At 44.1% G+C, this 25,936-nt stretch carries 25 protein-coding genes; 10 read left to right on the top strand and 15 right to left on the bottom strand.

Translation table 11 applies throughout. The features are described 5' to 3' along the window. The first annotated feature begins 6 nt into the window (after nucleotides 1-6). Together L1D37_RS08925 and L1D37_RS08930 are read left to right on the top strand one after the other, a co-directional pair. A complete protein-coding gene (locus tag L1D37_RS08925; RefSeq protein WP_239847662.1) occupies nucleotides 7-921 on the top strand; it encodes an EamA family transporter in 915 nt (304 codons plus the stop codon). Nucleotides 922-1,187: 266 nt separating this feature from the next. After that, nucleotides 1,188-2,060: an aspartoacylase gene (locus L1D37_RS08930; RefSeq protein ID WP_239847663.1), complete on the top strand. Its 873-nt coding sequence runs from the start codon at nucleotides 1,188-1,190 to the stop codon at nucleotides 2,058-2,060. A 142-nt stretch (nucleotides 2,061-2,202) separates the two neighbouring features. On the opposite strand, the gene L1D37_RS08935 is transcribed toward L1D37_RS08930, so the two are convergent. The 5 genes from L1D37_RS08935 to L1D37_RS08955 form a co-directional block, all read right to left on the bottom strand. Beyond that, nucleotides 2,203-2,598 (bottom strand): DUF1090 domain-containing protein, encoded by a 396-nt coding sequence (locus tag L1D37_RS08935; RefSeq protein WP_239847664.1) that lies wholly within the window; start codon nucleotides 2,596-2,598, stop codon nucleotides 2,203-2,205. 206 nt (nucleotides 2,599-2,804) lie between these two features. Further along, entirely contained in the window at nucleotides 2,805-3,815 is a 1,011-nt protein-coding gene (locus tag L1D37_RS08940; RefSeq protein WP_239847665.1) for a GTP-binding protein, read from the bottom strand. Next, nucleotides 3,805-4,365: a carbonate dehydratase gene (locus L1D37_RS08945; RefSeq protein ID WP_176681403.1), complete on the bottom strand. Its 561-nt coding sequence runs from the start codon at nucleotides 4,363-4,365 to the stop codon at nucleotides 3,805-3,807. The genes L1D37_RS08940 and L1D37_RS08945 overlap by 11 nt, the downstream gene beginning before the upstream one ends. Nucleotides 4,366-4,401: 36 nt before the next feature. Beyond that, complete coding sequence (locus tag L1D37_RS08950; protein ID WP_239847666.1) at nucleotides 4,402-5,784, bottom strand: dihydroorotase; 1,383 nt, start codon at nucleotides 5,782-5,784, stop codon at nucleotides 4,402-4,404. 65 nt (nucleotides 5,785-5,849) lie between these two features. Beyond that, entirely contained in the window at nucleotides 5,850-6,326 is a 477-nt protein-coding gene (locus tag L1D37_RS08955) for a transcriptional repressor (protein WP_239847667.1), read from the bottom strand. A gap of 638 nt (nucleotides 6,327-6,964) precedes the next feature. Between L1D37_RS08955 and ihfA the strand changes: the two genes are divergently transcribed. Beyond that, complete coding sequence (gene ihfA / locus L1D37_RS08960; RefSeq protein WP_004734853.1) at nucleotides 6,965-7,261, top strand: integration host factor subunit alpha; 297 nt, start codon at nucleotides 6,965-6,967, stop codon at nucleotides 7,259-7,261. Nucleotides 7,262-7,592: 331 nt separating this feature from the next. Continuing rightward, nucleotides 7,593-8,444 (top strand): SDR family oxidoreductase, encoded by an 852-nt coding sequence (locus L1D37_RS08965; RefSeq protein ID WP_239847668.1) that lies wholly within the window; start codon nucleotides 7,593-7,595, stop codon nucleotides 8,442-8,444. 100 nt (nucleotides 8,445-8,544) lie between these two features. On the opposite strand, the gene L1D37_RS08970 is transcribed toward L1D37_RS08965, so the two are convergent. Both L1D37_RS08970 and L1D37_RS08975 read right to left on the bottom strand, forming a co-directional pair. Further along, the gene (locus L1D37_RS08970) at nucleotides 8,545-9,540 is read right to left on the bottom strand and encodes an ABC transporter substrate-binding protein (protein WP_239847669.1); all 996 of its coding nucleotides are present in this window, start codon (nucleotides 9,538-9,540) and stop codon (nucleotides 8,545-8,547) included. 268 nt (nucleotides 9,541-9,808) lie between these two features. Further along, nucleotides 9,809-10,585, bottom strand: coding sequence for a RelA/SpoT domain-containing protein (locus tag L1D37_RS08975; RefSeq protein WP_239847670.1), 777 nt, complete (start codon nucleotides 10,583-10,585; stop codon nucleotides 9,809-9,811). A 323-nt stretch (nucleotides 10,586-10,908) separates the two neighbouring features. On the opposite strand from L1D37_RS08975, the gene L1D37_RS08980 reads away from it, so the two are divergent. Further along, on the top strand, nucleotides 10,909-11,562 hold the full coding sequence (locus L1D37_RS08980) for a thiopurine S-methyltransferase (protein ID WP_239829452.1): 654 nt from the start codon (nucleotides 10,909-10,911) through the stop codon (nucleotides 11,560-11,562). 116 nt (nucleotides 11,563-11,678) lie between these two features. Here the strand turns inward: L1D37_RS08980 and purT are convergent, their stop codons facing one another. The 5 genes from purT to sbcB form a co-directional block, all read right to left on the bottom strand. Beyond that, nucleotides 11,679-12,854 carry a formate-dependent phosphoribosylglycinamide formyltransferase gene (gene purT / locus L1D37_RS08985; protein WP_239847671.1) on the bottom strand — a complete coding sequence of 392 codons (1,176 nt, stop codon included), beginning with the start codon at nucleotides 12,852-12,854 and terminating at the stop codon, nucleotides 11,679-11,681. Nucleotides 12,855-13,021: 167 nt separating this feature from the next. Then, nucleotides 13,022-13,909, bottom strand: a complete 888-nt coding sequence (gene cdd, locus L1D37_RS08990; RefSeq protein WP_239847672.1) for a cytidine deaminase — start codon at nucleotides 13,907-13,909, stop codon at nucleotides 13,022-13,024. A 286-nt stretch (nucleotides 13,910-14,195) separates the two neighbouring features. Beyond that, the gene (locus L1D37_RS08995) at nucleotides 14,196-14,873 is read right to left on the bottom strand and encodes an LrgB family protein (RefSeq protein ID WP_017629975.1); all 678 of its coding nucleotides are present in this window, start codon (nucleotides 14,871-14,873) and stop codon (nucleotides 14,196-14,198) included. 2 nt (nucleotides 14,874-14,875) lie between these two features. Beyond that, on the bottom strand, nucleotides 14,876-15,247 hold the full coding sequence (locus L1D37_RS09000) for a CidA/LrgA family protein (protein ID WP_017080643.1): 372 nt from the start codon (nucleotides 15,245-15,247) through the stop codon (nucleotides 14,876-14,878). 24 nt (nucleotides 15,248-15,271) lie between these two features. Further along, entirely contained in the window at nucleotides 15,272-16,696 is a 1,425-nt protein-coding gene (gene sbcB, locus L1D37_RS09005) for an exodeoxyribonuclease I (protein WP_239847673.1), read from the bottom strand. 909 nt (nucleotides 16,697-17,605) lie between these two features. Between sbcB and L1D37_RS09010 the strand changes: the two genes are divergently transcribed. The 4 genes from L1D37_RS09010 to L1D37_RS09025 are packed head-to-tail and all read left to right on the top strand — an operon-like array spanning nucleotide 17,606 to nucleotide 21,760. Then, nucleotides 17,606-18,040, top strand: a complete 435-nt coding sequence (locus tag L1D37_RS09010) for a DUF4402 domain-containing protein (protein ID WP_055318636.1) — start codon at nucleotides 17,606-17,608, stop codon at nucleotides 18,038-18,040. A 52-nt stretch (nucleotides 18,041-18,092) separates the two neighbouring features. Continuing rightward, on the top strand, nucleotides 18,093-18,530 hold the full coding sequence (locus L1D37_RS09015; RefSeq protein WP_102433211.1) for a DUF4402 domain-containing protein: 438 nt from the start codon (nucleotides 18,093-18,095) through the stop codon (nucleotides 18,528-18,530). After that, entirely contained in the window at nucleotides 18,527-19,237 is a 711-nt protein-coding gene (locus tag L1D37_RS09020) for a DUF4832 domain-containing protein (RefSeq protein WP_239847674.1), read from the top strand. The genes L1D37_RS09015 and L1D37_RS09020 overlap by 4 nt, the downstream gene beginning before the upstream one ends. 54 nt (nucleotides 19,238-19,291) lie before the next feature. Next, nucleotides 19,292-21,760: a carboxypeptidase-like regulatory domain-containing protein gene (locus tag L1D37_RS09025; protein WP_239847675.1), complete on the top strand. Its 2,469-nt coding sequence runs from the start codon at nucleotides 19,292-19,294 to the stop codon at nucleotides 21,758-21,760. Between the two features lie 28 nt (nucleotides 21,761-21,788). Here the strand turns inward: L1D37_RS09025 and L1D37_RS09030 are convergent, their stop codons facing one another. Both L1D37_RS09030 and L1D37_RS09035 read right to left on the bottom strand, forming a co-directional pair. Further along, on the bottom strand, nucleotides 21,789-22,637 hold the full coding sequence (locus L1D37_RS09030; RefSeq protein ID WP_239847676.1) for a sterol desaturase family protein: 849 nt from the start codon (nucleotides 22,635-22,637) through the stop codon (nucleotides 21,789-21,791). 85 nt (nucleotides 22,638-22,722) lie between these two features. After that, entirely contained in the window at nucleotides 22,723-23,736 is a 1,014-nt protein-coding gene (locus L1D37_RS09035; RefSeq protein ID WP_239847677.1) for a DUF2804 domain-containing protein, read from the bottom strand. Between the two features lie 169 nt (nucleotides 23,737-23,905). Between L1D37_RS09035 and L1D37_RS09040 the strand changes: the two genes are divergently transcribed. Then, nucleotides 23,906-24,940: an AraC family transcriptional regulator gene (locus L1D37_RS09040; protein WP_239847678.1), complete on the top strand. Its 1,035-nt coding sequence runs from the start codon at nucleotides 23,906-23,908 to the stop codon at nucleotides 24,938-24,940. A 20-nt stretch (nucleotides 24,941-24,960) separates the two neighbouring features. Here the strand turns inward: L1D37_RS09040 and L1D37_RS09045 are convergent, their stop codons facing one another. After that, a complete protein-coding gene (locus L1D37_RS09045; RefSeq protein ID WP_239847815.1) occupies nucleotides 24,961-25,908 on the bottom strand; it encodes a chromosome partitioning protein ParA in 948 nt (315 codons plus the stop codon). Nucleotides 25,909-25,936: the final 28 nt, after the last annotated feature.

Here is a 25,936-nt window from a genome sequence, read left to right on the forward strand (position 1 = left end):
GTCAGTATGAAAAGAAATGATTTGTTGTTAGCGGTATTCGTGATGGCAATTTGGGGATTTAATTTCTCGATGATCAAAATGGGTGTGACCAATGTGCATCCGTTGTTGGCAACCGCAGCGCGTTTCTCGCTAGCGGTGATTCCAGTGATATTTTTTGTGGCAAGACCGAATGTCGCGTGGCGCTATTTAGTGAGTTATGGCTTAGTGTTTGGTGTGGGTATTTGGGGCATGGCTTCATGGTCAATCACAGCTGGACTCTCATCAGGGTTGTCGTCGGTATTGCTTTCTACCAACGTATTAATCGGTATGGCTGTTGGGGTATGGGTTTTCAAAGAAAGCGCGTCGGCTCGTAAGTTAATGGGTGCGATGTTAGCTATGTGTGCACTCGCGGTATTAGTCTCGGCGGCAAAGGGCAATGTCACCGTTAATGGTGTTGTCTTGATTATGATTGCAGCCTGCAGTTGGACGCTAATGGGCGTGATTGTTAAGGCGTCTAAAACTAAGCAGGCTTTTGCATTTAATGTGTGGGGAATGCTGTTTGCGCCAGTGCCGTTGGTGTTGTTTGCTGTGATGTTACACGGTGATCAAATCATCTGGCAGGGGATGGAACAATGGGATTGGAACACGACGATTGCTGTTCTGTTTCAGGCTTACCCAACCACATTGTTTGGTTACTGGGTATGGAATAAGTTGTTAATCCAATATCCGTTAAGCACGACCGCACCGTTAACCTTGCTCGTGCCAATCTTTGCATTGATCAGTGGTTACTTTATGTATGACGAAGTATTGTCAGTCGCACAAGTGGTTGCATCTGTGCTGTTCTTAGTTGGGATTGGCTTAATCGTGAAACCTGCGAAGGCAGCGATCACCAAAACATTAGATGACAAAGAAACGGAAGGAAAACTCGCTAAGCAATCATGATGTCGTTTGCAGTAAAGAAGCACGATGTAAACTAATCATTGAAGCTACATTGTTGATTAAGGAACTAAGGCCTCGCCATCACGGGGCCTTTTCATGTGTAGGTTTCGAGGTGAAATATCGTTGCGGTTTAGCGTTCTCATAGTTACTTGGAATTATCTGATGCTTGCTCGTTAAGTCTTCTGGAGAAATAGGTATATTGTTGTTATGTTATATCGTAACAATAATGCAAGGATGACTTGCACTTTCGATACTTGGAAATCAATTACATGGATAACATCAATCAAGTCTTACTGGTTGCCGGAACTCACGGTAACGAGCTTTCTGGAATCTACCTAAACAAACTGATCAAAGAGCGCATGTATGCCGCCGATCGTTCTACATTCTCTACGAATTCAGTTATCGCAAACCCTAAAGCGGTAGAGCAGAACGTTCGATACCTTGATACGGACCTAAACCGTCAGTTTTCTAATGCTAATCACGACGACACTGCTGGTTTAGCTGAGTACACAGTTGCGCGACAGTTTATAGATAGACACGCGAGCACAGAGCAACAACTGATTGTGGATTTGCACAACACAACCAGCAATATGGGGGCGACATTAATCTTGCTTTCCAATGATGCTTTCTATCAAAAAATGGGCGCGTATGTGAAACAACGAATGCCAGAAGCTAATATTCTGTTTGAAGATAGAAAGCCTTGGGATGAGCAGCCTTACCTTTGTACTGCCGGGAAGTGTGGTGTAATGATTGAAGTTGGTGCTCAGGCACATGGTTCACTGAAGTTCGATACTCTTAAACTGATGAAGCAGATGCTGACCATGGTTCTTGATTACGTTGAGAAGCACAACCTCAACCAAGTACAAGCGTTAGAAGACTACGATGCCTTTTTCTATGTTGAAGAGGTGAATGTTCCGCTTGGCCCAGACGGTATGCGTGTTGCTACTGTGCACCCAGCGATCTGTGGTCGAGATTTCGAGGTAGTGAAGCAGGGTGAGCCGATACTCGCGACTTTCTTTGGCTATGATATTTACTGGGAGCGTGAACAAGACATCTATCCACATTTCATTAATGAAAGTGCTTACGCTAAAGCCAACATTGCTATGGCACTGGCCGACAAGCGCTTGGTTTCGGTGAATTAGAACTTTTAGCAGCTAACGAGTCCGCTAAATAGTCCATGAGTGTTGTAATTCACGACACTCATGGCGATATCTTGATCATTGTTGTAGCGAGTAGTTGGACGCCAATAGGTATGACAGTTAAACCGTCTAAAACCAGTCAGGCTTAATTTAACTGAGACAGGTCTTGTTTGTACTGTTCAATTTTTTGTTTTTCTTCGTCGATCTTTCCTTGGTATTTAGCGACCTTGTCGTCTTCGTTGAAGTCTTGCGCTTCTTGAAGTTCCTCTTTGTACTCAACGATTTCTTCTTGCGCGTCTTCAATGTCATCCATTAGCTCTGATTTTAGTTCTTCGTTGGTACAGTATGTATTTACCTGATCTAAAGCGTCTGTCAGTCCTTCTAGCTTGTTGTCATATCCGTTGGCTTTCGCGATATCAATCTTCATTTCAATTTCACACGCTTTTTTCTCGCAGCCAATCTTTTGCGAACAGTCAGAAGCCAGTGCAGATAAAGGGAAAAGGAACAGAGGTAACAATATTTTAATGCTGTGTTTTGACATTGAGATGGCCTGATTTGGATTAGGTGAATAGAACGAGTTTGGAGGTGCAACTTACAGGCTCAATGTATGAAAGACTATATCGTTTAGCCATCAGAAAAAGACCAATGATATATCGACATCTTAAGTCCAGGGCCAAGTGGCTTTCATTTGAACCCTGAGTGACTGAGATTATGTCACTCAGGGGAAAGTAGATTTGCTCTTAGCGATTAACTGACTAAGCATTGAAGCAGTTGAGTTTCTAGGTCGCTGTCTATGGCCTGACCAATTACCTCAATTCTGGTTTCATTGCATTCATCAAGTTCACACTCTGTTAGACCATCTTCCGTTAGGTTGTAACCAAAGATGCCGCTTTGAGTGATGAACACCGCTTTCATTCGTTCGGCTTTGAGTCCAACTAATACCTTAAGCAATTGCTGACGGTCGAACAGTTTGTCAGCCGCGAATCGCCAACCAATACTTTCAAACCCTTCACCTTGGTTGCTCGCCTTTATCATACCGCTCTCTGGCATCGGTAATTCTGAAGCGAGTGGCTTGTCTTGTTCATGATGATGGTGGTGATGGTGCCCATGAGCTTGTTGATGGTAAAAGTTGGTGTCTCCATCAAACTCACCGAAAGGGATCTTACCGTGATGAGCAAATATGAGTTTGGTGTCTGGATGACAAACCTGTGCGACGTATTCAGTCAGTTTTTCTTCATCGCCACTTTTGTAGAGATCGACTTTATTACCCACGATGGTATCGGCAATGGTGATTTGCTGATTGAAGGTATCGTGTTCAGAGTAGCGTGTGTCAGATAGCTTACGGGCGTCGACCAAAGTCACGTTCTTCTGAAGTGACAACACCTTACGGTAGTGCTCAGAAGACAAGACTTCTAGCACTTCTTTAGGGTGACCAAGTCCTGTCGGCTCGATCAATAAGCGGTCAGGTTTCGCCTCAGACAGCAGTTGATTTAGTGCGATTTGCATCGGTAAACCAGCTGCGCAACACATACAGCCACCAGGCACTTCTCGGATAAACACTTGTTGTTTGCTGTCGTTCCCTTGGATCAAACTGCCATCAACGCCAATTTCTCCAAATTCGTTCACCAAAATAGCCCAGTTCTCATCTGCGGGTTTGTTCTTCATTAGGTTGAGAATCGCCGTGGTTTTACCCACGCCGAGAAAGCCAGTAATGATATTGGTTGGAATACCCAAGAGAGGCTTTTTATCAGAGCTCATTGGCAATTCTCCTATAACCTTGAACAAGGGTATGGTTTGCCGAAACAACGGACTCTGAAAACGCAGAATACTCAGGTGGTACCTTTGAGATATTGTTCAAATCAAACCCTGAACCGATGTTGGTCATTGGTGGTACATGGAAGTTCTCAGGTAAGTCGTGTCCGTCCACCACACAGTTATGGCGAATCACACAACCTTTGCCAATCACCGCATTAAACACGACGGAATTGAAGCCAATAAATACGTCGTCACAGACCTGACAAGGACCATGAATGATCGATCGGTGAGCAATGGATGAGCGTTCACCAATAGTGACGGCTGCGCCAGCTTTTGAGTGAATAACCACACCATCTTGAATGTTGGTGTCGCGCTTAATCACAATGGCTTCCATGTCACCTTGTTCGTTGACCTCGTCAGCACGAATCACAGCGTAAGGACCAATAAAGACGTTGTCTTCAATGATGACCTTGCCACAGATGATGGCGGTCGGGTCAATGAAAGCGGTCTCCGATACTTCTGGCATGTGACCGCTTGGATTTCTTCTTAACATATTGATTTCTTTTTATTGATGGTAATAACTGCTGGACTAGCGCTCGAATGACAGCCTCATTGCTGAAGTGACCATATCACTCGATATGTCTTTTGATGTATCAGCGGTATGCGTATTTTGGTTCTCTGGGGATTCTGGATTGCTATACACCTTGGATCCATTGACCCAGGTGTGCTTGATCTGAGCTGAGAATTCATGCCCTGCGAACGGTGACCATCCACATTGATACAAGCTGTTGTCATTGCTGACTAGAGTTGGTGTCTGTGGATCGACTAATACTAAATCGGCGAAGTAGCCCTCACGGATATAGCCGCGTTCCTGTATCGCATAACGGATCGCTGGGTTATGTGCGGTTTTCTCGACCACCTGATCGACAGTTAAAGTTCCAGTACGTACGTGGTCAAATAGACTCAATAGGGCGTGCTGGACCAGAGGTAATCCTGCAGGTGCTTGTTCGTAAGGAACTTGTTTCTCTTCCCATGTATGTGGCGCGTGATCTGTCGCGATGATGTCGATTTGGCCCGTGCTCAACGCTGCTAATAGAGCGTTTCTATCACTAGGGTATTTGACGGCTGGATTGCACTTAATTTGGTTACCGAGTGTTACGTAATCTTTATTGCTAAACCATAGGTGATGGACACAAGCTTCTGCGGTAATGCGTTTTCCTAGAATGGGACCGGCTTCAAACTGAGCGAGTTCTTTTTCTGTCGTGATGTGCAGCACATGAAGTTGACTGTTGTGTTTTTTAGCTAGCTCAATCGCATAAGAAGAAGAGGCATAACAGGCTTTGTCGTCTCTTAGAATGGGGTGATCTTCAATCGTGAAAACCGCTTTCTCTTTTCTTAATTGTTCTTGGTTTTTGGCGATAACAGGCCCGCTTTCACAGTGGGTGACAATTAGGACGGGAGAATCACGGAATATGGCATCGAGTGCTTGAGGATCTTCAACCAACAAGTTGCCCGTTGAAGCGCCCATAAACACCTTTACACCACAGTGTTTAGTTGGGTCGAGACGTTTAATTTGTTCGAGGTTGTCTTCGGTCGCTCCCAGATAAAACGAGTAATTTGCTAGAGAGCTTTGTGCTGCAATATCGAACTTTTTTTCTAAGGCTTCAATGGTCGTTGTGGCAGGGTTTACGTTTGGCATCTCCATATAGCTGGTAATACCGCCTGCGACCGCAGCTCGTGACTCAGTAGCGATTGAGCCTTTGTGTGTTAAACCCGGCTCACGAAAGTGAACTTGGTCGTCAATCATTCCAGGGATTAAGTAACAGCCTTGAGCGTCAATGACCTCATCGTTTGGGCTTGGCTCTATGTGGTTCGCGATCTTTTCGATTCGCTGGTCGACGACCATTACATCTGTTTCGGTGACGATGCCTTCGTTGACCACGCGGGCATTCTTTATGAGCGTTGCAGACATAGCGTTTCACTTTCTCCTTGTTGATAGGGCTAATACTGTTGAGAGTGTTTAAGAGAGTAGGAGCATCATCGAGTGGAAGCGGGCTCATTTTGGTTCGCACATTCGTCGCACACACAACTTATCTCTAACTGAGGGCTAACAACGGTGAAGCCTTCTTGTTTAGCATGAGATTGAAGGTCACGAATAATGGCAGGGTGGATGGTTTGCTCGCTGATCTTGTCGCACTTGGAGCAGATCAAAAATTGGGGGATGCCATGCTCATGTTCACAAAGAATATGGTCGCAAAGTATGAACTTATTGGAGACTTTCAGTTTATGCGCTAAGTGGTGTTCTTCTAGGAACTCCAACACTCGATAAACCGACATCGCCTGAACATTCTGATCAAAGTGCTCTTTACAGTAATCGACAATTTCATAGGCAGACAGCGCTTTGTCGGCGTGTACCAACGCACGCAATATCAACAGTCTCTTTGCCGTAAACTGTTTGCCATTGGTTTTGCAGCCTTGTTTAACATGCTTAATGATCGCTTCGACGTCTCTCATTCAATCCACTAAATTAAAAATAACATAGAGATGTTATAACATAACAGTTTGGGTGGTGAAACGTACTTTTGGTTTTGTTAGTACTAAGTGTGACTATTATTAGTTTTAAATGAAGTAAGGAAGCGCGACGTTTTAAGATTGCAAACAGAGGTTCAGCTGGGCAATACCGTTTTAAAACGTCGACGAGCGCGGCACATATCTGAATTCGATATTGACCCAATCGAATTAAATGCTGAAATGATACGAATCTCATATTTAATAACGCTTATTTAGTAACCTCTGTTGAGTTCGATATCAAATCAAGTGGCTGATTTTATTGGGTATCGGAGAAAAGTCTCAGAAATTAATATTTAGAAAACTAAAGTTTTAAATATTGGTTAAGTTGGCTTGGTTGGAATATAACTCTGTTTGATGGCTGTGAAGTAGAGGTTTTTTAGCTATATGTGTGAGTTTAGGAGCGAGTTATCTTTCTGATTTGAAAGAATAATTCAATAGTTCAGATAAAAAAGTTGGCGAAAATCAGAAGCTTGGCATACACTTTCCTTGTAAATGACCTTATCTCATTGATTGAATAGGGTAAATGCTTTGGCGCTACTGGCGATGGTAGCAATGTTTAACATAGCTTTGAGGAAAGTTTTATGGCACTCACGAAGGCCGATTTGGCTGAGAACCTGTTTGAGACACTCGGATACAGCAAGCGGGATGCCAAGGAAACGGTGGAAGTGTTTTTCGAAGAAGTTCGTAAAGCGCTCGAAAATGGCGAACAGGTAAAACTGTCTGGTTTTGGTAATTTTGATCTTCGCGAGAAAAACGAGCGACCTGGTCGTAATCCGAAAACTGGTGAAGACATTCCAATTTCTGCTCGACGTGTTGTTACTTTTAGACCGGGACAAAAATTAAAGGCCCGTGTCGAGAATATTAAAATCGAGAAGTAGCCAAGCAATAGACCACGCCTAGCGTGGTCTTTTTGTACCTGACCATCACTAATCCACTTTTTAATCAATTCCCATCCGTTTCTTTTCTATCCGAACCTCTATGGCTTCAGTGTTGTGACGTCTCGTTTCACCTTTCTAGCGATTAGAGTCCACGTTTCGTCTGACTGATGAAACGATATGACATTTCAACCTTCCACTAAATGATTCGCTTCGTTATTTTTCTCACGTCGCTCGTTCGTGCTTGTGAATTCGACCAAATTAAGCTTTAAGATGGTTTAGTATATTACTGAATGTATAAAGATAACTGCTCGATGGCCAGGAGGGATAAGGGATGAAGATTGCTGTTACCGCTGCAAGTGGGAAGTTGGGCTCTGCTATCGTAGAAGCTACCGTCAAATTAACCTCGAAAGATCAAGTGGTCGCTCTAGCAAGAACACCAGAGCGAGCTCTCGGCTTGGGTGTCGAAGTGCGTCCGGGCGATTATGAGGATGCCGAGCAGCTCGAACAGTCATTACAAGGTGTAGATGTTGTATTGCTAGTGTCTGGTATGGATGCTCCGGATAAGCGTATTGGACAGCATCGTAATGTGATTGAAGCCGCCAAAAAATCAGGCGTGAGAAAGATTGTTTATACCAGCGTACAAGGGGCCGAGGAGAACACAGCATTTTCTCCTGTTATTCAAAGTAATCGTCAAACAGAGCAAGATGTTCGCGAGAGCGGACTTGAATGGGTGAACGGCCGCAATGGTATCTATATCGAACCCGACATCGAATACATTGATAGCTATAAGAAAGCGGGAGGCATCTTTAACTGTGCAGGTGAAGGCAAGTGTGGTTATACAACCCGAGAAGAGCTGGGTTACGCTTACGCCCGCATGCTCGTTGAAGATAAGCACAACGGCAATACCTACAATCTACACGGTGATGCCATTACTCAAACACAGCTCACGGATTACATGAATAGCGCGTTTGGGACGAACCTTACATTCAAGTCGATGAGTGTTGAAGAGTATCGACTAGACCGAGTGGCTGAATTGGGTGACTTCATTGGAACGGTTATCACTGGTATTTATCAAGGTATCCTTGAAGGGAAGTCGGATAACCCGAGCCATTTCGAACAAGCGGCAGGACGCAAGCATGTTAGTTGGCAAGATTACTTTTCAGAACTTAAGTCTCAACAATAGTTTCTGAACGTTCTCATTTACGGTGTTCAGAAGATAGAAAGTCTGGCAACTGGCCAGACTTTCTCGTTGTTTGAATAAACTGTATTAGCTTTGATAAGCCTTATAGCGCTTGTTCCACCTTGGTGGCGACACTTGCTGATACCCAAGGCTTCCATACCTGTGGTGAGCTTTCTAGAAAGTAATACATGGCTTCTTCGGCGTCGGCTTGGTTGTCTTCCATCCAGGCTAACAACTCGCTCATTTGTTTATTAGTAAAACCACGTTTTTCAAAGTATTGATAAGCAAGAGGCTCATTATTAGCAAAGGCTTCTGTGGTGATAGTGTGGACCGGTGCTGGTGGGTACATGGTCACTTTAGGAGATTCACAATCGGGTTGTGTCGTACAGTTACGGAACTCTTCAATGTCGGTACCACTTCCGAAATCAACTTTAACCATATCGTATTTACCTAGCACAGGTGTTGGTGACCAATAGTAACCAAACCATGGCTTCTCACGTTCATAAGCTTTAGCAATGGTTCCTGCCAGTGCAGCACCTGACCCTGGATCCACCATTTCAAATCCATGTTTATTTAAACCCATAGCATTAAACAAGTGCTCGGAAGTTATCTGGCACGTCCATCCTGCTGGGCAGCTATAGAATGCGAACTTTTCATCGTCTTCTGGGTGCTCGAATAACTCAGCGTGTTTGATGACACCTTCGATTGTCGTCATCTCTGGATACTGTTCAACAAGGTAGTTAGGTACCCAGAAGCCTTCTTCACCGCCGTTGACCAAAGACTTGCCTGCGTAACGTAGGCGCTTATCCGCAACACCCTTATCCAACGCTTCTTTGATGCCATTAGTCCAAAGCTCTGGAGCAACATCAGGCTGACCCTTTTCAATCATTGACGTGCCCGTAGGGACGCTGTCGCCGGGGATTAAATCCGCTTCACAACCGTAACCGTTGTTCAAAATGAATTGGTCGACATGGGCAATAAGGCTCGCCGAGTTCCAGTTCATGTCTGCAATGGTGATCTCTCCACATTCGTCAGCACTGGCGTGTGCAGAAAACGCAGCAAGTAGCGCGATGGAAAGCATGGATTTGTTATTCTGCATTGATGTAATTCCTTTTCTTGTCAGAAGCTTATTCGCTATAGAAACAAAAATTTTCGACGGAGAAAAGAGACTGAGATCTAAATTTAAACGATCTCATTAATTCGTTAGAGGAGTTTAAAAAGCGAATTGCAGAGTGTGGAAGATCCGGGATTAACTAATGGACGAATTGGATTATTTGGGATAGGCAGTAGGGTGGCTACTAAACAAGTATTAAAAAGGGCTGCGTGTGCAGCCCTTTGGGTGTTTATTGGATTAGCTTATCAATGTGTTAAGCCGCTTTAATGTGCGTTGTAATGTACGGCTGCCATGCTTGTTGGTAAAGCTCCAAAGATTGACGTCTTAGGCTATTGATTTGCGCCGCTTCGATGTCGTTGATTGGGCGTTTTTCTGCAATTGCGTGACGCTCAATGCCTTGGATGATTTCGTATAGTTCGTGCTCTGGGCCACTTTTGACATCAGCAATCGCTTTCAAGTGAAGTTGAACTTCAGCAATGATGTTGGTTTTAGGCAAACGAACTAACAGGTTAAGGTCACGGTAGCCAGAATCAGCAGGTGACTTAAACTTGTTTTTCAATTTCACAACATCCGCTTCACGGCTTAGTGATTCATACACTTCAACCAAGCTCTCTACGTCGTTTGCAATAATCGTTGCACGAGCTAAGTCGGTAATTCTTGTTACGTCGCCATCAAGCTCAAGGTCAATTTTCTCTTCTGCACGAGCTTGAGATTTAACACCTGCGAACAGGGCTTCTGAATTGGTTAGTAGGGCAGTACTTTTACAGATAGTTTCTAGCTCAGCTTGTGCTTGGTGAGCTTTGCTGTAAAGGACGTCGAAATCGGTATAAGGCTGAGTCGGACGTGAGTCGAATGCTTTAATGCCATATAGACCGCTTAGGCTATGGCGGAATACGTTTGATGAAACTTGGTTTTGCGCTGGAGTGCGCGATTGATCAGTTGAACTTGTTGAAACAGGTGCTGCTGCGAATGCAGGCGCTCGGCTCAATACTAGAAGCATTAGGGCCGTCGTACGGAGAAATACACTCATTCAAACTCCAAAATACAAGGTTACAAAAACGGGTAGTCAAAAGGGGTAACCAGTAACGCATAAGAGTAAAAACAGCTTAACTAAACTCACTACATATTAAATGGGGCTAGCTAAGGCAGAAACCAACTCTAACGTTTAATATTGCTTTAAAATGTGAACATATAGACAAATAATTCAAGCGTTTGTTCCCGAATTTTAAGAACTTTGAACTCGGCCAGTTTCTGATTTTATTGAAACCAATTTGGAACTTTAAACCAGGCTAAGGTTGCTCTTACCTCTCTATACTGTACCCTTGCATTATGACTGTTTAACATGAACGAAAGATGAATAATCCTGAATTTTGGCACAATAAATGGGCAGCCAACCAAATTGGTTTCCACCTTGAAGATGTAAACCCACTTCTGATTGAATTTTGGAAAAAAACCGACCCTAGCTACGAGAAGAGTGTGTTTGTCCCACTTTGTGGCAAAAGCGAAGATCTGATTTGGTTAGCGTCTAAGCATGAAGAGGTTCAAGGGGTTGAGCTTAGCCAGATCGCGGTACGCGCATTTTTCTCAGAGCATTTTTACACGCCGACTGTGACTCAAATTAATGGTCAGCATGAGCTTTACCAATTCGATGAACTGAGTGTTTACACGGGTGACTACTTCACAGCACCTATTCAGCCTGTCGACATTATTTATGACCGCGCTTCTTTAGTGGCATTGCCTGAGGAGATGCGAGTGCAGTATGTAGAGCGTTTGAAACAGCTACTGAAACCGGGTGGTAAGATTCTTCTGGTAACGCTGGATTACGACCAAAGCGAAATGGCAGGGCCTCCGTTTAGTGTACCTAAGCTAGAAATCGATCAGTTGTTCGCAGGTTATAAGATCACATTGTTGAATCAGGACATCGCAGACGATGAACATCCTAAGATTGCGAAGAAAGGTTTGTCTCGCTTCTGTGAGGAAGTGTATTTGATTGAGTCAGACGCTTAAGTTCAGTCTGCTTAGTTAAGCTAACATAAATAACACCAACAAAAAGACGGGCTCGATAGCCCGTCTTTTTTATTGTTCAGATTTGAACTCGCGATTGTTCAGAGTTGAGTAGCGGACTAGTAAATCACTTTTACTTTAGATGCACTTTCAATCGCGTCTTCGATCGCTGTCTCTGTGCTGTTGCGACGAGTTAGCGCCACACCAAGACGACGACGACCATCAATGTCAGGCTTACCAAACAGACGAACCTGCGTTTGTGGTGCGTCTAGCGCTTCTGCAAGGCCTTCAAAGCGGATATTCGTTGATGTGCCTTGGCCAAGGATTACTGCAGAGGCACAAGGGCCATACTGAGTAATTGATTTGATCGGCATACCTGTAAATGCGCGTACGTGTAGTGCAAATTCCGATGAGTCTTGAGACATCAGAGTCACTAAGCCAGTATCGTGTGGGCGAGGGGAGACTTCATTGAAGATCACGTGGTCGCCTTTAACGAACAGTTCAACACCGAAGATGCCGTGACCGCCTAGTGCGTTAACCACTTGCTCTGCCGTGTATTGCGCCGCTTTCAGTGCGTTGTCAGACATGACCTGTGGCTGCCATGATTCACGGTAATCACCGTCTTCTTGGCGGTGACCGATAGGCGCACAGAAATGAACACCGTCGACTGCACGAACGGTTAGAAGAGTGATTTCGTAATCAAAGTCGATGAAGCCTTCAACGATCACACGACCCGCGCCAGTACGACCGCCTTCTTGTGCGTAGTCCCAAGATTTCTGGATATCTTCTTCGGTTTTGATAACGCTTTGGCCTTTGCCTGAAGAACTCATTACTGGCTTAACAACGCAAGGCATACCCACGAACTCAACAGCAGCGGCGAAGTCTTCGAAGGTGTCTGCAAAGCGGTAAGGTGAAGTGCTTAGTTTCAACTCTTCAGCGGCTAAACGGCGAATACCTTCACGGTTCATCGTTAGCTTGGTTGCATTCGCAGTTGGAACGACATTCTGGCCTTGTGCTTCAAGTTCAACTAACTTGCTGGTGGCAATAGCTTCAATTTCAGGAACCACATAATCTGGTTTTTCTAGCTCAATGATAGCTTGAAGAGCATCACCATCTAACATATCTAATACATGGCTACGGTGTGCAACTTGCATTGCTGGTGCGTCTGCATAACGGTCACAAGCAATAACTTCTAAACCTAAACGTTGGCACTCGATAGCAACTTCTTTTCCTAGTTCACCTGAACCTAATAGAAGTACACGAGTAGCATTTTCGCGAGTAGCAGTACCAAACATAGAAATTCCTTCCGATCTTTTGAACGATTGATTGAAAACGGGGTGATCATACTTATTTGAATGACAAAAGCAAACGTTTGCGCAACTTGTGGCGTTAATTACAAGCATAAAAAAAGCAGCCCCGTTAAATAGAGCTGCTTATTTAAATTTTTGTTAACTAGATGTACTTAGATTGCTAAGTAAGTCACTGGAATGTCGGGATTAATCGCTTCTAATGTAGATTGCGTATCCGCTAGGTGGCTGATGCTACCTTCAGCGATTTCAACCAATGCTGCGCTTTCAATTTTTTCAAAGTCGAAGCCTGCAAGTTTGAGTTGAATCAACGCAACTTGTAGTGGCGGAAGGCTAGGGTTGAATGCTGCGTTTTCAGCGTAAGCACCAGTAAAGATCTCACCCGTTGTTAGCTGTAGTGACACACCACTTAAATTTTTGGTGTATGGCGCATGGCTGCGGTTAAGTGCTGCTAGTGCTTCTACAACAATAGGAGTTGTTTCTTCAGTCGTGTACTTATGATCAAGCTTAGTCATTAGCCCAGTAGTCACACCTAAATCAGCAGGGCCGAAAGAGTCTGGAAGGTATTCTTGTAGTGACATCTCATCGCGTTGTGGAAGCTGAACTTTAAGCTCTTTCGCTGTGGTCAGTTCGTTCATAAACTGACGACAGTGACCACAAGGACTGAAATTGATGGTGATATCTGAGATACCTTGCTCGCCTTTCATCCATGCATGGCTAATTGCAGATTGCTCAGCGTGTACTGTTTGGCCAAGTTGGGCGCCAGCGATTTCAAGGTTTGCACCAAAGTACAAAGTACCAGACAAACCACGCACGATTGCACCAACGTAAAAGTCAGATAATGGAGCGTATGAATACGCAGCAGCAAAAGGAAGTAGTGCGATACGTAGTTCGTCATCCGCTAAACCACTTGCTTGAAGCAGGCTAGAGAACTGTTCTGGAGACAATGTCGCGTCAAAGTTGTCTGCTAATACGATGTCACTTAAAAGCGCTTTCATTGATGATGGAGCACTTTCCAGCGCCAGGGTAATACGACTGTTCATGTTGAATCCTTAATTGACCTTAGGCTTTAAGTTTATGCAATGCTCAGGAATTTTCTGTGATAGCGATCACTATTGAATCGTTGTTGTTACATTGGTTTGCATAATTAGAGTGAGGTCACACTTGAAATCGATTACAAGAGCCATTTATACAGCTGATATCGCACTTATTGCTCGTAAAAGACCGTGACTTGACTGCTATTGCTAAATAAATGCAAATAAAAAGCCCAAACAGACACTGTAATCAACAGCATTCTGGTTGGGCTGAATCGCGTAGTGATTGTTTCGGTTAAGAATAGAACCAAATCACAACTGAAAACACGCTAGGTGCAATGATTGAGGTGATAACGCCACAGAGCACCAAAGCCAACGAACTGAATGCGGCATCTTCTTGGTTCTTTTCCGCACAGGTCGCGGTGCCCAGAGCGTGAGAAACCGTACCCATGGTTAAACCTCTGGCGATTGGGCTCTTAATACCAATCAGATTATAGATAGGGTAGGCAAAGATCGCCCCGAACAGACCTACGATCAAAACCAATATTGCCGCAATGGCTGCTTCACCACCTAAATGGCTCGATACTTCCATCGCAATCGGCGTCGTCACCGATTTACCTAGCAGGCTCGCAATCAAGCTAAGGTCGGCTTTAAAAGCAACCGCAATGATTGCTGTTGTGGTCATCGACATCACACTGCCTAAGGTGCAAGCAAAGGTAATAATGCGCCAGTTAGCTCGAATTTGAGGCAACTGCTCATACAAAGGGTAAGCAAGGGCTACAACCGCTGGCTGAAGCATGTAAGTAATCCAAGTGTTGTCTGCGTAGTAAGTCTCGAAAGGCACTTTGAAGAACAACAGAATTGGAATAATGATGCCAATGCTGATCAGTAACGGGTTACACAGCGGTGAGTTCACTTTTTGGCTTACCCAACGAGCAAACAGGAACACCACGATAGTCAGTAGAATCCACATGATTATTTACCTCTCGAAAGCAAGCGGTCTAAGAACCATGATAAAGACACTAACACGATGAGCGTGCCACCAACGGCGCTGGCCATGATAGGAAGTGCATTAGCAATAAGCATGTCGAAGTGATCCATTAACCCAACACTGATTGGGACGAACAATAAGATCATCAAACGAATAATCAGACTGGCACCGGGTTGTACCCAGTGTGATGGAACAATACCTATCACCATGGCAGTAAACAGAATCAACATGCCAAAAATACTGCCTGGAATTGAGGTCTCTAGATATTGTTGTAACGCGTTGCCTGCAGTGAGAGCACCTATGATTAAGGTGAAGGAGATTAAGCAGTAAACGAGTTTGATCAATCTTTCTTTCAAAGTGTCACATCTCTTGATAATGAATTAACTAGCTAGCTTTTCTACGTATTGATAAACCGCTTTCAAGATAGCCATTTTCTTCTCGTCACTTTCGTTTTCATGTGCGAGGTTTTCTAGATTCAGCATGTACTCTTCTAAGCGACTCTCGTAAAACTCACGACAATGGTTCGCCCACTTTAGTTGCTCAGCTTCATCAAGTGTCCATGGGAAATGACGAGCGCGGTAACGGAACAACAGCGGCTTAATACGCTCGTCACTGAAAGTGATGTCTAAAGCGGCCAAGTTGTTCGGGTCAGTTTCACGAATGATGTTCATCGCGGTCTTATCTGCTGGAGAGAAGAAGCCGTCGTAAAGGTGTGTGTCTACATCATCGCTTTTTTCGTATTCACGCTCTTGTGAGTACAAGCCAATCAACTTTTCACGAATCTCTGGATGTTCACGTAATAGTGCAAGGTTCTTCAAGCACTGCTGACGGTCAATGCCGATCGTTTCCGCGTTTTCAGCCGTCAGGGTTTTTGCTGGTGCGAGAATAGGGCACTTGTTGAGTTGTACCAGTTTAATCGGCACTGGTAGTTCATCTTCACTTAGCTCGCTTCGCTTGGTGTAGAGTCTGTCTCTTAGCTCATCAGTATCTAGCTCAAGCAGTGGGCTAGGATCTTTCGCTAAATCCACAACGATAACGGCGTTTTGGTTGGTCGGGTGCCAAGCCATAGGAACAATCCAGCTTGTGTAATTGCAGTCACGACCAAACATGCCTGACACGTGCATTAGAGGTGTCATATTTACGATGTCGATAAGCTCATTCAACTTACGCTTGTGGCGCATGTTGTAGAGGTAATCAAACATCTTAGGTTGTGCGGCTTTCAGCTTTTTCGCTAATTCGATAGTCGCGATAACATCGGCCATCGCATCGTGCGCATTTTCGTGTTCAATGCCATTTGCCACAGATAGGTGTTCCAGTTTGAAGCTTGGGTAACCTTCTTCATTTGGTGGCCAGTTGATACCATCAGGGCGAAGTGCGTGTACGGCGCGCATCACGTCGAGTAGATCCCAGCGTGAGTTACCGTTTTGCCAGCTCCATGCGTACGGGTCAATGAAGTTTCGGTAACAGGTGTATCGTGTTACTTCGTCATCGAATCGAATGCTGTTGTAGCCAAGGCTTGTGGTGTTTGGCTTTGCAAGCTCTTCATGTATTTTGGCAATAAACTCAGGCTCAGGTAGGCCTTGAGACATGGCTTTTTGCGGTGTGATGCGAGTGATTAGCGCAGCTTCAGGTGCAGGAAGATAATCAGCAGGAGGTTGGCAGTAGATAACCAAAGGCTCTCCGATAACATTGAAATCTTGGTCGGTACGAACACCTGCGAATTGACTCGGACGATCTTTCGCTGGGCTCACGCCCCATGTTTCGTAATCGAAAAAGAAGTAGGTAGGCTGATTATCTGAACTCATTGAAATTCCTGAACAGTAAGCGGATTACGTTTACTGTGGCTGAAGGTTAGTTTTGTTCAGTATCTGATAGTATGCGGTACGCGTGCAACCCAGATCACAAATAAATTGCCGGAAAACGGTGCTTTACTATTCAATCGAGTCGACAAGGAAGCTTTTGAATCGAATTGTGGCGATTTTTTCGTAACGGTTCTGCCTGTTTACGGTTTACATGAGCGGCGGTGGTGGAGAGTCAGGGTCACTATCAAGGTGCAGATGTTTAAGCTATCAGACGACCGTTTAAACCGTTAGATCTTCATGCCTAACGCTCTCCCCAATTTAGTAGTCTTTCGGCAATATAATTCACTTAGTTTTGATGAGTCATTGGGTATTTATGATTGCAGGGGGAATTAAGTTGGATAGATCTAAGTGTCTCATTTTTAATACTGTTTAAAGGCTATGTTTTAAACCCATGTTTAAATCTTAGGTTTAAAATTCTTAATACTAAAATATTATTTCACTTTTATTACAATTTAACATTAATACTGGTTTGTTTCATTTTTGAGACTATATTGCAACACGGTGATCTATATAGTGATTAATTTAAATAAAATGCTTGGTTGTTACTTTGGTTTATTTTGCAGATATTTTTAATAAAGCGGGTTTTATAAAAATAATGACGTATAAAATTAAAGGGATTAAGTGTAAAACCAGTTTTATATCTAATTAATAAAAACACCTAAATACCATTATTTTTGTTAGTGTTATTTATATCAATTTGCGTGATCTTATTCTCACTGCGCCTCATTTCTTTATAAATAAGTGTCAATATATATATTTTCTAAATAGGATTGTTGTTACTTAATTGTTAACTCTGATTGACTATTAGGTAACCCTAATAATAAAGCCGAATTTATATAAAGGATTAAAGAAATGAACAAAGTCTTTAAGGTTGTTGCTGTATCTGCACTTTCTATCTCTTCAGCGAACGTTTTCGCTGTGAGTGACACTTTTGATGCAACACTAGAAGTAAAACAAGCAATTACAATGACAAAAACCAGTGATCTAGACTTCGGTATCATCACTTCAGATAACACAACTGATGTTGTTATCGCTCAAGGTGATGCGGGAGCTGCGGCGTTTACGCTTTCTGGAGAATCAGGTGATGCAGTAACAGTAAGTATTTCTGACACTAACTTAGTTAACGGTGCAAATACGATTGCGGCTGAATTCGACTTTAATAGCGCTATAACCCTAACGGGTGGTAATGCGAACCTTAATATTGGTGGCACTGCACGTACTTCAAGTGCAACATTAGTTGCTGGTACTTATACTGCAAACGTTGCAGTAGATGTGACTTACCAGTAATTAAATGAAACCAGTATAATATTATGGCTGTTATAGAGCAGCCATTTTTACGATGAAGTTTCTATTCAAATACGCGATTTATATCGGTCTGACTTTTTATTCAAGTCCGTTTCATGCTCTGGAAATCATTCCTGAAAATATGGAGGTGAAATTTCCGGGTATGTATATCTCTGGATCGGGTCAAAATGCTGATGCTAATCCGGCTAATAGTCAGATTTACGTAGTTCGCTTTTATGTAGAAGGTGAGCCGGGTAAAAAGATCGTGGTTTCGCTCCCCTCTAAGCAGTACCTCAACCATTCTCGTAAATCCAAACGTCTTCGTATTAAAAAGTTCTATTTTGGTTGCGGCTTATCAAAGCGAGGCAGAGCCAAAATCAAAGGCAATGGAAGAAGCAAATTACTGTGCATTGGTGCAAGAGTGAAAATCGGCGCTAATCATCCCGCTGGCGTTTATACCAGTACAATTCCTTTTGAGGTTAATTATAAATGAAGTTGTTTATCTCATGTGTTTTCGGCTTACTTTTCACGGCACAAGCCTCTGCTCAACTCCTAATCGCTCCAACTCGTTTTGTCTTAGATGCTGATACCTCTGTGACGGAAAAAATCGTGGTGGAGAACAATTCGGATGAGCCGATTCGATTGGAGATCAAACCTATCTATCGAGCAGTCAAGGCCAGTGGGTTAGTTCGTACTGACGAAAATATTGCTGAGTCTGAAAATATCGCTGATTGGATTAAAGTGTCACCGCCGATTATTCGTGAATTGAAACCCAACCAAAGACGCACCGTTCGCTTACGCATGAACGCATTGCCAGACGACATGCCAGATGGTGAATACCGAGCTTACCTATGGTTTTCACCTATCGCGAAGGCTGTTGAAGCTTCCCCGCCTGATCTATCGAGAAAGGTTCGTTCTAACAACGGTTCAGCGTTTCAACTCAACTTTCATATCAACAGTTATGTACCGGTTTACGTACAAAAAGGCGAGCAGGTACAAGATGTGAAGTTTCAATGTGATGATCAGAACCTCAAGATTACGAATGATGGTAATTTCCAGTTCAACGCTAAATTGAATGTCGACGAACACAGCGAAAAGGTGGTGTTACTTCGCAATGCAGAATTAACCAAACCGCTACCAAAGGGCTCGAAGGTTTCACTGGTGCAGAACGACCAGCCTTTGTACGAATGTGTTCTGTAGCTTGAACTGTGTGTTGCCAGTGATTGTGCACTCGACTGAGTAACGACAAGATTCATGTTTCAACATTTGGTTTGTCGAGTTGCCTGGCTTTGTTGCCTGTTTCCATTTGTCGCTCTTTCGCAGTCAAAAGGGGAAAGCGAGGCGACTGAACTTTATCCTGCTCATATCGAAGTTCGAGTAGGGCAAGTCGGTGATAGTTTCTATCGTGTCATGATGGATGATTACGAAGAACCGTTTATCTCGATATCAAATGCTGCGTTTTCTCTGCTAGAGATGAATGGGCAATGCGATGACAACGGCTATTGTGAAATCTACTTGCCGCAAGATGTTGGGCGAGAGTCTCCTCCTTATATTGTCGATACCGAGCAAGCCGCCTGTTATCGCGATGAAAACAATAATCGCGATGACAACAATATCCAATCAATCAAGTTTGAAGTAATTGACTCAGAAACCTACATTCATTGGTACAGCTTGCAAGCCTGTATTCCCGCCAAAGTCCGATGGGATATTGATGACTATCGGCTAACCGTTTCTCCTGAATTCAGCTCGTTAACCGAGTTGGAAGCGGTGATCTCTAAGATCAAAAATGAATCCCGTAAGAAAGCAGAAGAGTTGAAGCGTGCTAGTAATACTCCGGCCATAGAGCCGCTTGCGACCGTGGGTTTAGCAACAAGAGTAGCAGCTTCTGTTTACCACGACAGTGAAACCGGCGGCGATGTTTATGCCATTTCCGACACCATCCTAAGCACCGAACATTCCTTGTCTCGCTTGTCTATTGATTCGCGAGAAGATCAGCCTATCGTCTATTACAACATTGCGGTTGAGGCGCATGATGGAGAAGGTTCACTTGAAATTGGACACGTTCTGCTAGATGGCAGCGTATTTACTGTCAATCAAACACTCGAAGATGGGCTTTATTACACCAACCGAAAGCGTCAGCCAGAGTTTGGCAACTTACAACTGGAGCGTACTACTCAGCCCAATATCAGCATCGATGTGTTGGTTAATGGCATCTATCAAACGACGTATCGTTCTGATGAGTTTGGACGCTTTGTTGTTGAAGAAGACAACATCTCACCCGGTGACACCATCAAATTTCGCTACTATCTATCGAAAGGTGTCTGGCAGGAAGAAGAGATTACCGTCGCCGGTTTAGAAGATGCATTTTTACCACGCAATGAGTGGGGCGTACAGGTGGTCGGGAATGAAGGTACAGACAGAGCGGGTGCTGTATCTTTGGAGTATGGGCTTGCTGATTACTTTACTGTGGGCAGCGCTTTTAGGAGGCAACATGGCAAGGACTTGGTTGGCTTTCAGGGGCGATACTTACCGACTCATTGGTTTGCAGGTCATATCGGTTGGTTACCCGACTTTAATCGTTTTCCAATGGAGTTTGATATCTTACTCGGTGGCGATCAATCTGCGTCAATCGAGCTTAATAAAACCGATGAGCTGGATTCAGAGTCGATGGAGTATGACGTATTCAAATACAACTTGTCGCTTGCAAATCTCACGGCCTTTTTAACGGTGAGAGACGATGAAGACGAGCTTAGTGTCGAGCCAAAAGTGAACGCCAAAGTGTCGAGCAATCTGTTTCTCTCTTATGCAGGCGATTATCAATACGCAAAGGACACCCATGAAGATACCTACTTACACACAGTAGAGCTCGCCAAAAGTGGTTTTTCTGATACTTCGTGGAATATCTCTGGAACGGTTAATGGATCTGGTCATCATGAACGCACAGAGCTCTCTTTAAGAAACGCATGTAAAGAGTGTGTGCTTGATCCTCTTAATGTATTCCAAGAACTCACCACCAACGTATCTGCTCGTTACCAGAAACAAGATGTCTCGTTTACTGCCTCTTTAGAGGCGCGTGTGAATCCTTATCTGTTGTTTAAGTTGGAAGGAACAGAGGACCAATACGGTGTTGAAATGACCACCGAATTTGGGGCTAAAACCTACTTCGATGAGGACATCGGTGAGTTCGTCGAATGGAACCGATACAACCACTCTAAGTTGACTGGGGTTGTCTATGACCACCACAAACAACCGATATCCGGAGTGAGCCTGCAGATACTTGACCAACGCGCGGTAAGTGATGCAAAAGGGCGCTTTGAATTCTCGAGTGTTCCTGCTCGAAGTAATTTGCCTATCTATATTGATGAAGGGGCACTAGATCTAAACCTCACGCCTATTCAAAACCCTGTGTTTGTGAATACCAAACAGGTTGGATTAACTCATGCGAACATCGAAATGGTGGTGTCATTTGGGGTAGATGGCACAGTGGAGGGCGCTATCGAGAGTAATGCGTATCTGCACTTCAAACATATCCAGAAAGGAACGGAGTATTCGAGTGAGATCGAGAGTGACGGTTTTTACATGGTAGAAGGGCTGATCGCCGGAAAGTACATTATCACCTTAGAGATGGGTGACAAAAGATACGTCCAAGGTGCAGACTTGGACGGGGACTTTTGGGTAAGCGATCTCACCTTTAATTTTATCGACTTTCATAAAGTGTACTAGGTTGAACAATCTATTTTATGTAGGTTATCTAGTTAGAAGGTGGTGAGAGCATTAACTTTACTTTCTGCTTCATGGTTAGCGTTTGGTTTTGCAGATCTTTGAAGATGGCTGTCCATTCTTGAAAGGTCACCGTTATCGGGTTGAAACTCTCTACAGGTTTAGTGACGCCGTAACGCACTGTTTCCACTTCCGGTTCAAAAGTCCCAAATAACTTGTCCCAGATAATAAGAACGCCAGCGTAGTTTTTGTCTATGTATTGCGGGTTTCTGCCATGATGAACACGATGGTGGGATGGGGTATTAAAAAGATACTCCAGAGGCCCAAGGCTTCGTACCCACTGAGTATGTACAAAGAATTGTAAACCCAGATTCAGAAGCACAACAAAGATCACCCATTTAGGGTCGAAACCTATGATGACGAGTGGCACCCAAAATAGCCACATTCCCGCAAGTGGGTACATTAGGCTTTGACGAAATGCGGTACTAAAGTTCATACGTTCAGAGCTGTGGTGCGCGACGTGCGCTGCCCACATCCAGCGGACTCGGTGGCTTGCTCTATGGAACCAGTAGTAGAAAAAGTCCTGTAGAACCATTAATACAATGAAACTCAACACACCCATTTCAATGTCCATTAAGCGCCAACCAAACAGCCACAGGTAGAGCTGAACGATCAGCAGCCCGGTTAACAAATCGGAGAGTTGATGCATGCCTGCTAGCGTGAAGTTACACATGACTTCCGATAGCTTGTAACTCGAATTGTCTGGCAATCTGCCTTGCTTTTGACCAATGAAATACTCGGCCAACATACAGATCATGAACAACGGAGCCAATACCAACAGCAGCCATTCTGGGTGATTGATTAATGCGTCGATGTTCATTTTTTGTTCCTATCTCCATTATCTGTATTTAAGAGCCAGCCGTATTTGAGAACTGGTTATATATGCGAACCGGCACTGGAATGTATTACCAACGAGCGAAATGATCTTCGGTCAGGCCGAGAACATTATCGAGTTGGTGGGTTATTCCAACGTTGTCTTGAATCGAGCCAGAAAAATAGCCAATGAACTGGCGGAAGTTACTCTTCAGCAACCATAGGTTTAGCTTTTCGCTGCGCTTGTTGATAGGGGTGAAAAGCAGGTTAATACGACCATCTTGTGAGGTTATCTTCCACGGTAGATTCGTGTCTTGACGACTGAACGTAAACTGCACCGCATTTAGCAAGTGTCTGGTGCCATTCACCCACAATACGTTTTCACACCCTCCGGTTTCATTGACACCCGCTGCGAGATTGAGGCCAATATCGGTCTTATTGGATTGTGTGTTGATGCTTGCCCAGCACCAACTGGTTTCACGCCTCATGTATCCCGCTGAGAAATCATACCCAGCACGAGCTTGGTCTAAGGAAATAGATTGTTGGTTAATCTCAATGCTGCCCGTTACTTTTAACGCGTTATGCTTTTGTGTGTATGTCCACCCCGAGTAACCTGTTGGGCTGCACATCGCCATGGGTAAGCTGTCTCTTTCTGGCTCTACGCAAACCTTGGCTTTGATAAGTTTCGTGTTGAGTGACACTTTCCACTTTCCGTCCTCAATATCAAACACAATGCTTTGTCCTGCGATGTGTGTGATGCCTTCAAAAGGGGAGTTCGTTACCTGTTTATCAAAGCCCAGTGGTCGTAACCATGAGCACTCTTCTAACTCGTTATTCTCGATGTCGTAGACGTAGCAAAACGCCGAACTCAGGTAACGAATATCAGCAATAGCCACACCGATTATGTGAGTCTCGGTAACAATGCTGACAAACTGAAACTGCTTGTAATGGAAGTGCTTTTTCCACGTGTTGGCTTTGGCATCCATGGTGTTTCGATAGTCGAATTTTTCAATGTTGAGATGTTTTGGAATGCCATCGAAATGCCCAATCGTAGGCTGACCATTAGAATCAATCAAACTGTATGGAGCTGGGTTTGTTTTTATCATTGCGATGGTTCACATAAATTTAACAACTAACAGCATTGTGCGACGAGTGGCGTAGAATTGGGAGGTCATAATCGGACAAGAGCAGGTTATCAATCACGATTTTGTTAGCTTGGTTGTTGAAGCTGAGTAGTCATGAGCGTGGGAATAGGCTCAGTATAAGGGGATTTAATTGGAAGTTATCGCGGAGTACATGCCAACGGAGCATCGCCACCAATTGGGCACATTGGATGTCGCGTTATTGCTGAATACATTGGCGCAAAGAGGCGTGGATATTGTAACACTGCTTGCAGGTGCCGGGTTAGAGAGCCTAGATTGGCAAAACCCAAATGGGAAGCTTACTTATGCGGATAAACTGTCCATCTTCAGTGCGGCTAACCAGAGCTTTCCACACGATGGTTTGGGTTTATGGTTGGGAGAATACGCCAGCTTGAGCAACTTCGGTGTTTTGGGCTACGCACTTTCGACCAGTCAGAATGTGGGCGAGGCGATTAAATCAGGCTTTAAATACCTGCGTTTAAACGGGCCTATCTTCTCGGTTAAGCTGATTGTTGATGCTGAACATGCGGTTATTCAAATTGAAAACACCTTGGAGGTAGGAGACCTACTTCCGTTCTGTAACGAGTATTTTCTTAGTTCGATTGTTTCTTTGTTCAATGAGTTAACGGGAGACGAGTTAGCCATTCAAACTTTGTCTTTCCCTTATGCTCAGCCAAGTTATTCCAAGCTTTATGAAGAGCGCTTTCAATGTCCGGTGGTTTTTGGACACAACGTTTGTGAGCTGCGCTTTGACGCCTCGGTTTTATCACAAACATTAGCTACCCATGATGCCGCAACGCTTAAACGCTATCTCGCTTCTTGTCAGTCGATAGTGGAGACATTGGATTCTGAACATCTTATAACGAATCAGATCAAAACGATCTTTTATCAAACCGCAGGTTGCTTCCCGACTATAGAGCAACTCGCCGTAGAGTTTGGTTGCAGTTCTCGCACACTCAGGCGAGAACTGGTCTCTCATAATTCCAGTTATAAAGTCTTACTTACTGAAGTCCGGGTCGAATTAGCCAAAGAGCTATTGCTCGGTACAAGCATGAGTATTGATGACATCGGTGAAAGGCTTGGCTATAGCGATCCTGCAAACTTCAGAAGGGCGTTTAAAGGGTGGATGAGTAAAACGCCCGCACAGTTTCGTGACGGTTTAACTTAGCTTGACTGTCTGACCTGATATTATTCAAAGAACTGCTCACGAAATTCAGTTATTTTCTGTTGATAGTAGTCATTCCATTGTTGTGTGTCCCAATTAGCATGATTCGCAGAACGTTCAGAGTCTAAGGTCGATTTCAATTGATCCAGTTGTTCGTGATACGTCATCACAGTGTGCTGTTGTTGCGCCACTTGTTGTTCACGCGCTGCGATATTATCGGCCTGTGCTGCATCCAAATATGTTTCTTGAAGTACAGCTTTGATAGTCGCTAATTCAGTAGAGCTATAGCTGTTAGGCAGTAAGGAGACAGCAAGCTCGTATTGTTGAGCCGGAGTTTCGGCGTTTATCGTTCCCGTTTTACTTCCCCATTCCGAGAGCAAAGCTTGGTAGTGTGAGACAAACTCAGTTGCTTCGACTTCCTCAAGTGTGTTTGCGCTAAGCGTAAAATCCAAATGTGCAAATTGATCGGCAAACAGCTGGTGGGCTAACTCTCCCCATACCTCTTGTGCAGACTGCTTAAACAGTTCTACTCGTGCTTCCAAAGAGTCTATAGATTCGAGTGGCATTGTGCTTTCCCTTACTTGCCAATCGGCAGAAAGCTTTGGGTAATCACTTAATAGTTCAAACCATTCCATCGGTAACTCAGTTTTCAACTGCGCGAGTTGTTCAGTGCAATTGCCCACTTGTTGGCAAAGCTTCCAAAACTCACTGAGCTCATCTAACAGCGCCTTTCCTTCGAGTTCAGTTAGGTTTTCTGTATACGCTTTTCCGTGTAGGTTGTCAGTTTGGACTGGTTTACCTTGTGAAACGGAGTTGTCTGAAAGGCCTGCTATGTTTGATGTGGGACTATAGTCATCCGTCGTGTTAGAAACGTGCTGTTTTACTTCTGTGTGTTGGACAGATGAATACGGTGCTTCAATCGATTTTGATGACCATGAATAGCCAACAATGCTCGTCACAGCGACGAGCATTAGGGTTAATATAACTCGATGCATTATC

Origin of the sequence: Vibrio sp. Isolate33, assembly GCF_022397895.1 — a bacterium.
In the GTDB taxonomy this organism is placed as follows: domain Bacteria; phylum Pseudomonadota; class Gammaproteobacteria; order Enterobacterales; family Vibrionaceae; genus Vibrio; species Vibrio pomeroyi.

Bases quoted from the DNA above. Each gene is read 5' to 3' on its own strand.
- L1D37_RS08935 (WP_239847664.1), bottom strand. From the start codon at position 2,598: ATGTCAAAACACAGCATTAAAATATTGTTACCTCTGTTCCTTTTCCCT.
- L1D37_RS08975 (WP_239847670.1), bottom strand. From the start codon at position 10,585: ATGAGTGTATTTCTCCGTACGACGGCCCTAATGCTTCTAGTATTGAGC.
- L1D37_RS08930 (WP_239847663.1), top strand. From the start codon at position 1,188: ATGGATAACATCAATCAAGTCTTACTGGTTGCCGGAACTCACGGTAAC.
- L1D37_RS09045 (WP_239847815.1), bottom strand. From the start codon at position 25,908: ATGCTCGTCGCTGTGACGAGCATTGTTGGCTATTCATGGTCATCAAAA.
- L1D37_RS08925 (WP_239847662.1), top strand. From the start codon at position 7: ATGAAAAGAAATGATTTGTTGTTAGCGGTATTCGTGATGGCAATTTGG.
- ihfA (WP_004734853.1), top strand. From the start codon at position 6,965: ATGGCACTCACGAAGGCCGATTTGGCTGAGAACCTGTTTGAGACACTC.
- L1D37_RS09025 (WP_239847675.1), top strand. From the start codon at position 19,292: ATGTTTCAACATTTGGTTTGTCGAGTTGCCTGGCTTTGTTGCCTGTTT.
- purT (WP_239847671.1), bottom strand. From the start codon at position 12,854: ATGTTTGGTACTGCTACTCGCGAAAATGCTACTCGTGTACTTCTATTA.
- L1D37_RS09035 (WP_239847677.1), bottom strand. From the start codon at position 23,736: ATGATAAAAACAAACCCAGCTCCATACAGTTTGATTGATTCTAATGGT.
- L1D37_RS08995 (WP_017629975.1), bottom strand. From the start codon at position 14,873: ATGTGGATTCTACTGACTATCGTGGTGTTCCTGTTTGCTCGTTGGGTA.
- sbcB (WP_239847673.1), bottom strand. From the start codon at position 16,696: ATGAGTTCAGATAATCAGCCTACCTACTTCTTTTTCGATTACGAAACA.
- L1D37_RS08955 (WP_239847667.1), bottom strand. From the start codon at position 6,326: ATGAGAGACGTCGAAGCGATCATTAAGCATGTTAAACAAGGCTGCAAA.
- L1D37_RS08965 (WP_239847668.1), top strand. From the start codon at position 7,593: ATGAAGATTGCTGTTACCGCTGCAAGTGGGAAGTTGGGCTCTGCTATC.
- L1D37_RS09010 (WP_055318636.1), top strand. From the start codon at position 17,606: ATGAACAAAGTCTTTAAGGTTGTTGCTGTATCTGCACTTTCTATCTCT.
- L1D37_RS08970 (WP_239847669.1), bottom strand. From the start codon at position 9,540: ATGCAGAATAACAAATCCATGCTTTCCATCGCGCTACTTGCTGCGTTT.
- L1D37_RS08950 (WP_239847666.1), bottom strand. From the start codon at position 5,784: ATGTCTGCAACGCTCATAAAGAATGCCCGCGTGGTCAACGAAGGCATC.
- cdd (WP_239847672.1), bottom strand. From the start codon at position 13,909: ATGAACAGTCGTATTACCCTGGCGCTGGAAAGTGCTCCATCATCAATG.
- L1D37_RS09015 (WP_102433211.1), top strand. From the start codon at position 18,093: ATGAAGTTTCTATTCAAATACGCGATTTATATCGGTCTGACTTTTTAT.
- L1D37_RS09020 (WP_239847674.1), top strand. From the start codon at position 18,527: ATGAAGTTGTTTATCTCATGTGTTTTCGGCTTACTTTTCACGGCACAA.
- L1D37_RS08940 (WP_239847665.1), bottom strand. From the start codon at position 3,815: ATGAGCTCTGATAAAAAGCCTCTCTTGGGTATTCCAACCAATATCATT.
- L1D37_RS08945 (WP_176681403.1), bottom strand. From the start codon at position 4,365: ATGTTAAGAAGAAATCCAAGCGGTCACATGCCAGAAGTATCGGAGACC.
- L1D37_RS09030 (WP_239847676.1), bottom strand. From the start codon at position 22,637: ATGAACATCGACGCATTAATCAATCACCCAGAATGGCTGCTGTTGGTA.
- L1D37_RS08980 (WP_239829452.1), top strand. From the start codon at position 10,909: ATGAATAATCCTGAATTTTGGCACAATAAATGGGCAGCCAACCAAATT.